At 36.6% G+C, this 5,101-nt stretch carries 8 protein-coding genes, 2 pseudogenes and 1 other annotated feature; of the genes and pseudogenes, 5 read left to right on the top strand and 5 right to left on the bottom strand.

The genetic code is table 11. From position 1 onward, the window contains the following. Positions 1-201, top strand: a pseudogene (locus ACMZ6U_RS09215) (hypothetical protein); the annotation flags it as partial. Positions 202-374: 173 nt separating this feature from the next. Here the strand turns inward: ACMZ6U_RS09215 and ACMZ6U_RS09220 are convergent. Next, positions 375-521 carry a hypothetical protein gene (locus ACMZ6U_RS09220; RefSeq protein ID WP_416108141.1) on the bottom strand — a complete coding sequence of 49 codons (147 nt, stop codon included), beginning with the start codon at positions 519-521 and terminating at the stop codon, positions 375-377. Positions 522-727: 206 nt separating this feature from the next. Beyond that, positions 728-862, bottom strand: a complete 135-nt coding sequence (locus ACMZ6U_RS09225) for a hypothetical protein (protein WP_416108143.1) — start codon at positions 860-862, stop codon at positions 728-730. Positions 863-1,243: 381 nt separating this feature from the next. Between ACMZ6U_RS09225 and ACMZ6U_RS09230 the strand changes: the two genes are divergently transcribed. The 4 genes and pseudogenes from ACMZ6U_RS09230 (at position 1,244) to ACMZ6U_RS09245 (ending at position 3,862) form a co-directional block, all read left to right on the top strand. Further along, positions 1,244-1,984: an XRE family transcriptional regulator gene (locus ACMZ6U_RS09230; RefSeq protein ID WP_416108145.1), complete on the top strand. Its 741-nt coding sequence runs from the start codon at positions 1,244-1,246 to the stop codon at positions 1,982-1,984. 103 nt (positions 1,985-2,087) lie between these two features. Then, complete coding sequence (locus ACMZ6U_RS09235) at positions 2,088-2,534, top strand: PH domain-containing protein (RefSeq protein ID WP_416108147.1); 447 nt, start codon at positions 2,088-2,090, stop codon at positions 2,532-2,534. A 249-nt stretch (positions 2,535-2,783) separates the two neighbouring features. Further along, positions 2,784-3,167, top strand: a pseudogene (locus ACMZ6U_RS09240) (Arm DNA-binding domain-containing protein); the annotation flags it as partial. A gap of 389 nt (positions 3,168-3,556) precedes the next feature. Next, positions 3,557-3,862 (top strand): tyrosine-type recombinase/integrase, encoded by a 306-nt coding sequence (locus tag ACMZ6U_RS09245; RefSeq protein WP_416108149.1) that lies wholly within the window; start codon positions 3,557-3,559, stop codon positions 3,860-3,862. A gap of 83 nt (positions 3,863-3,945) precedes the next feature. Here ACMZ6U_RS09245 and rpmA read toward each other — a convergent pair whose 3' ends face one another. Genes rpmA through rplU form a run of 3 tightly spaced genes read right to left on the bottom strand, consistent with a single transcriptional unit; the run spans position 3,946 to position 4,915 of the window. Further along, positions 3,946-4,239, bottom strand: coding sequence for a 50S ribosomal protein L27 (gene rpmA / locus ACMZ6U_RS09250; RefSeq protein WP_000916503.1), 294 nt, complete (start codon positions 4,237-4,239; stop codon positions 3,946-3,948). Between the two features lie 20 nt (positions 4,240-4,259). Further along, on the bottom strand, positions 4,260-4,595 hold the full coding sequence (locus tag ACMZ6U_RS09255) for a ribosomal-processing cysteine protease Prp (RefSeq protein ID WP_416108152.1): 336 nt from the start codon (positions 4,593-4,595) through the stop codon (positions 4,260-4,262). Between the two features lie 5 nt (positions 4,596-4,600). Then, the gene (gene rplU, locus ACMZ6U_RS09260) at positions 4,601-4,915 is read right to left on the bottom strand and encodes a 50S ribosomal protein L21 (RefSeq protein ID WP_416108154.1); all 315 of its coding nucleotides are present in this window, start codon (positions 4,913-4,915) and stop codon (positions 4,601-4,603) included. 36 nt (positions 4,916-4,951) lie between these two features. Beyond that, positions 4,952-5,025, bottom strand: a sequence feature (ribosomal protein L21 leader region). Positions 5,026-5,101 lie beyond the last annotated feature (76 nt).

The raw sequence follows: 5,101 nt of genomic DNA on the forward strand, positions 1-5,101 counted from the left end.
CAACTTAAAACTTCTATCAATAATATATATGATGCTATCGCTCAACTTACGGATAAAGTTGAAAACAATACTGTTCAAAGTCGACCTATGACACAAGAAGACTTGATTGTGATGGCTTTTCAAGAACCTGAAAAACTTGAAAAGATTTTTGAGTTACAAGCTAAATATCCAAATGCTTTTCAAAATGATGTTAGTGAATAGATATTTTAATAACGATTAGTTTTTTCTAACCGACATACACGCTCCTCTATACCATTTATGTAGTCTTTCAAATAGTTGATAAGGGCTACATTTTTTTCGTTCTCATTCTCTAAAAACTCGATTCTCTCTTCTGTATTCATATATGTTCCTTTCAACTTCCTCTGGGGAGTTTTTTATTTTAAAACTAACCAAGCAATCAGCCCTAAGATAATCAGACCGATTACCCAACCACCTTTGATATTGACTGATAGTTTTTCCTTACCATCTTCCGATGTCTTATTGTAATCATAAGACCCAAACAACAATTTTTTGATGTTCATATTCTTTCCTTTCTGTGTGTTATAATCAACTTAGCCTAAATGAAAGGAGGATAAGCTGATGTCTTTAACTGATAAAGAAATAGCTTTAGAGTTAACGAAACTAGCTGTTGAACATTACAATGTAAAAGCAAACCTCAAAGCGCATCACTCGCATTTAAATGTTTCAAACATTCAAGATTTCTATAACTCTTTCTATAATACAGTTTCTAACCTAAATAGCGATAGTTAGAAACAGATACTTTGATAAGAAGCTTGTCGTCTGGATAGGTTTCTTTTAATTTGTTAATTCCTTCAACTGCTTCATCGAGTGTTTCAAAGTTTAGTTCAAAAGATAACTCCATTTTTATTCCTCACTTTCTTGAAAGAAAGTAACCACTATGATATAGTAAGCATAACCCCTTTAAGGGGTGGGGGATTTCCATCCCCCTATCCGATTACCTTGTAATCAGATATTTTATTTTGAGCCTAAACCAAAGAATTTGAATTTCGAACTCTAGCTCTTTGTGTTTAGGTTTTTTATTTCGCCTACTTTCCATCAGTGGCTATCTCCTTTCTTTCGGTCATTTCCTTGACCTTGATTATATTATACTTGAGATTTTCTCAAGCGTCGATAGTTTACTTGAATTTTTTTCAAGTTTTTTATTTTTTTATCAACTTTGCTTGAATTTTTCTCAATTCTACTATAAAATATAATTAACAAAAATCTAAAGGAATAAAGAAAAATGTCAGATATTAAACAGATTTCAGAGCGTATCAGACAACTTAGGCTAGATAATAATTTAGAACAAACAGATGTAGCAGAGTTTATGGGATATAAATCTTTTACAACTATTTCAAAGTGGGAAAATGGGAAAAACCTACCTACTGGTGGTAAGCTTGTGAAATTAGCACAATTATTTAGCACTACAACCGATTATATTCTTCACGGTACAAATCCAAAAAATACTTTCACCCCCACCCCTAAAGTCCTGCACCTCGACCGTAAGCTTAAAGAACCACAACACAGTGCTTGGATTAACCACGGTGTGAACCTGCTGAAACAACAAAACACAGTAGAAAACAGTAAGAATACAGTAGACGAACCTATCACCTACTACACCTACAACTACTACGACCAGCCTGCGTCTGCTGGTACAGGTCAGTACCTCAATGATGTACAAGTGGAACAAATCGAGCTTCCAGTAGATATTAATGCAGAATTTGTCGTTCCCATCTATGGTGACTCCATGGAACCTGACTACTCTTCTGGTGATTACATCTTTGTCAAACCATCGGTTAACCTCTCAGATGGCGATATAGGAGTGTTTGAGTATAACGGTGACGCTTATATCAAACAACTGGTCATCAACAAGTATGATGCCTTCTTACGCAGCTTAAACGATGAGTACGATGACATTCCAATAGACAAGAACAGCGACTTCCGAATCATCGGTGAAGTCGTTGGGAAGTATTCGGAAAAATAAAAAACCATCGCAAATGAGACGATGGTGATTGAGGAATATTTGAATTTGATAAACTAAAAATACGTGCAAAACTGAACCACGTTAAAAGCTGAGGGAGAAAAGTATGGCATTAAATTTTGGAAAAATCGCACAAGGATTAGCAGGTAATTTTAGTCAACAAAGTGCTTCAGATCTACAAAAAGAATACGGTGATTACTTGTTGCCTAATGAAGAAATACAAAGTGGTTATGTATTAATTAGAGACGCTCTTGTATTTACCAATATACGAATCATTTTTATTGACAAACAAGGCGCTAGTGGTAAAAAAACATCTTTTAAATCTATTTTTCTAATGAACATTGTAAATGTTGAAATGGAAACAGCTGGCTTTGGTATTGATGATAGCGAAATTGTAGTGACTTACTTAGAAAATGTCCATCTAAAAGCCCATGCAGAGCAACTCGTTAAACAAAAATTTGAGTTTCCTAAAAAGTTAGATATCCTCCCACTCTACAAATATCTGTTTGAATTAGCTTATCAGAATAGACTATCAATCAACGGATTGAATTAAATTTACTGGATTATAAAACCATTGCAAACGAGGTGATGGTTAAAGAAGAATTTAGAAACTTAGCGTAAGCTATTTTACTAAAGTTGCTAAGATTAACAAAAAAAGAAAAAATCCCCACACTCTCCGTCGGCAAACCTTGAGTGTAGGGGAATCCATGTATAATAAAGATAGGCATTAAATGGCCCTCTTTATTGTACCCATTTTAACAGAAAATGAGGTGAAAAACAATGATTGGACAATATAAAAAAGGTGATTACTGCTTATTATTTCAAAGCATACCATGGTTTAGATCCATTGACTGGGAAAAAGATTATTACCAAACGACGAGGATTCAAAACCGAACGTGAAGCAAGACTTGCTGAAGCAAAATGCCTGACTGAATATGAAAAGAAGACTTTCCGTTCCAGGAGTGTCACTACCACTTTCCGACAAGTCTATGAAGTTTGGAAGGAACATTACAAGAACACTGTCAAAGAGTCCACATTTGTCAGTCAAATAGACAAGGCAAATAGGCTCATCCTTCCTACTTTTGGAGATAAAGCCATTAATAAGATTACTCTGACAATGTGCCAAACTCAAGTCAATAAATGGGCTGACCAATATAAACGCTTTTCCGGAATCATCAGCATCGCAAACCAAATCTTTGATTATGCTATCTCGATGGAGCTAATCGAAAGCAATCCAATGAGAAAAACACTAAAACCAAAACGGCCAAAAAAGGATAAGGATGAACTGGAACAATTCTACAATAAAGATGAGCTTAGAGAGTTCTTTTCGATTGTAGAAAAGATGGAAGACCCAGAGATGTTAGCTTTCTTTCGCCTGCTAGCCTTCACTGGAATGAGAAAAAACGAAGTCGGTGCATTAAGTTGTTCAGACATAGACTTAAAAGTTGCACAATTAAAAGTCAATAAAACGCTCGCTAAGGGCGAAAACAACAAAACGATATTCCAGACCCCCAAAACAAAACGAAGCGCTAGAACCATCTCTCTGGACCCTCAGACAGTAGAAATTTTAAAAGCGTGGAAAAAATACAGTACAAAGGTTTGCTCTTCAAGAATGAGGACGGGGATCCAAAAAGTATTGTCCATGTCAATAACATGCTCAATCGTGTTTGGAGGAAACACCCAGACTTCAAACGCATCACACCTCACGGTTTCCGACATACTCATTGCTCGCTGCTATTTGAAGCAGGCGCAACGATCAAAGAAGTTCAGGAGAGGCTAGGACACGAAAACATCCAAACCACAATGGACATCTATACTCACGTTACCCAAAAAGCAAAAAATGAAGTTGCCGATAAGTTCGCTTCCTACATTGGTTTTTAAAATATGGGTACCACGGTGGGTACCAAAACAAAAAACAGGCCTTCCGAAACCTCGGAAAGCCTATTCTTATACGCTTTTACGCATTATTTAGCGATTGGGTAAACAGATACTTGTTTTTTATCGCGTCCTTTACGTTCGAAACGTACAACACCTTCAACTTTTGCGAAAAGTGTGTCATCACCACCACGACCTACGTTAGCTCCTGGGTAGATGTGAGTTCCGCGTTGACGGTAAAGGATTGAACCACCTGAAACAGTTTGTCCATCAGCAGCTTTAGCACCAAGGCGTTTAGCTTGTGAATCACGTCCGTTTGATGTAGAACCTCCACCTTTTTTGTGGGCGAAAAGTTGCAAGTTAGCAAGATTCATTTTTAACATAATGTTTGTCCTCTCTTTGTTTAATTGGCAATGACGACTGTTGTAATAAACTCACTAGAGTTTTCAGCTAGATTAGTCATGCCTAGGAGAAATGATTCAAATAATAGTTGAACCTTCTCATTTTTAAGGTCAGCTAAGTCAGATAAGGCTATCTTCATATAACCGCCATCAATCTCATCGATTGTTACATCTGCTGTACAGTTCGTTAAACCTTCTAAAGAATTAACTAAGCTAATCGCTAGCGTTGAAACGGCTGCACAGACGATATCATAACCAAATTCACCACTTCCAGCATGGCCTGTTAGTTCAACACTAGCAAGTTGCTGATTTGTCCGAATAAAGGTTGCTTGAATCATAAAGATTAAGCGTTGATAGCGTTGATAACAACTTTAGTGTAAGGTTGACGGTGACCTTGTTTACGGTGGCTACCTTTTTTAGGTTTGTATTTGTAAGAAACAACTTTCTTTTGTTTACCTTGTTTTTCGATAGTACCAACGACTGTAGCTCCTTCAACAACTGGAGTACCGACTTTAGTAGTTTCACCACCAACAAGAACAACTTCGTTAAAAGTCACTTCTGCGCCAGATTCAGCGTCAATTTTTTCAACGTAGATAGCTTGACCTACTTCAACTTTAACTTGTTTACCACCAGTTTTGATGATTGCGTATGTGCTCATGATGCACCTCCTATAAAAATATTGGTTTGAGGTTTTACCTCTGTGAAGACTCGCCTAGATTGCGAGGTACGAGACCTACTTAAACAATTTTCGCGCGGTTGCACAGGATGTGCATTTAGTCAACATTACAAGTCTACCACTTTTTATTAATGATTTCAAGTGTTATATGCTTAGTTTAAGTTTTTT

This window comes from Streptococcus pluranimalium (assembly GCF_047785745.1).
Classification (GTDB): Bacteria; Bacillota; Bacilli; order Lactobacillales; family Streptococcaceae; genus Streptococcus; species Streptococcus pluranimalium_B.

Coding starts and splice junctions, on each gene's coding strand:
- ACMZ6U_RS09225 (WP_416108143.1), bottom strand. CDS start 862: ATGGAGTTATCTTTTGAACTAAACTTTGAAACACTCGATGAAGCAGTT.
- ACMZ6U_RS09235 (WP_416108147.1), top strand. CDS start 2,088: ATGGCATTAAATTTTGGAAAAATCGCACAAGGATTAGCAGGTAATTTT.
- ACMZ6U_RS09255 (WP_416108152.1), bottom strand. CDS start 4,595: ATGATTCAAGCAACCTTTATTCGGACAAATCAGCAACTTGCTAGTGTT.
- rpmA (WP_000916503.1), bottom strand. CDS start 4,239: ATGTTAAAAATGAATCTTGCTAACTTGCAACTTTTCGCCCACAAAAAA.
- ACMZ6U_RS09220 (WP_416108141.1), bottom strand. CDS start 521: ATGAACATCAAAAAATTGTTGTTTGGGTCTTATGATTACAATAAGACA.
- ACMZ6U_RS09230 (WP_416108145.1), top strand. CDS start 1,244: ATGTCAGATATTAAACAGATTTCAGAGCGTATCAGACAACTTAGGCTA.
- rplU (WP_416108154.1), bottom strand. CDS start 4,915: ATGAGCACATACGCAATCATCAAAACTGGTGGTAAACAAGTTAAAGTT.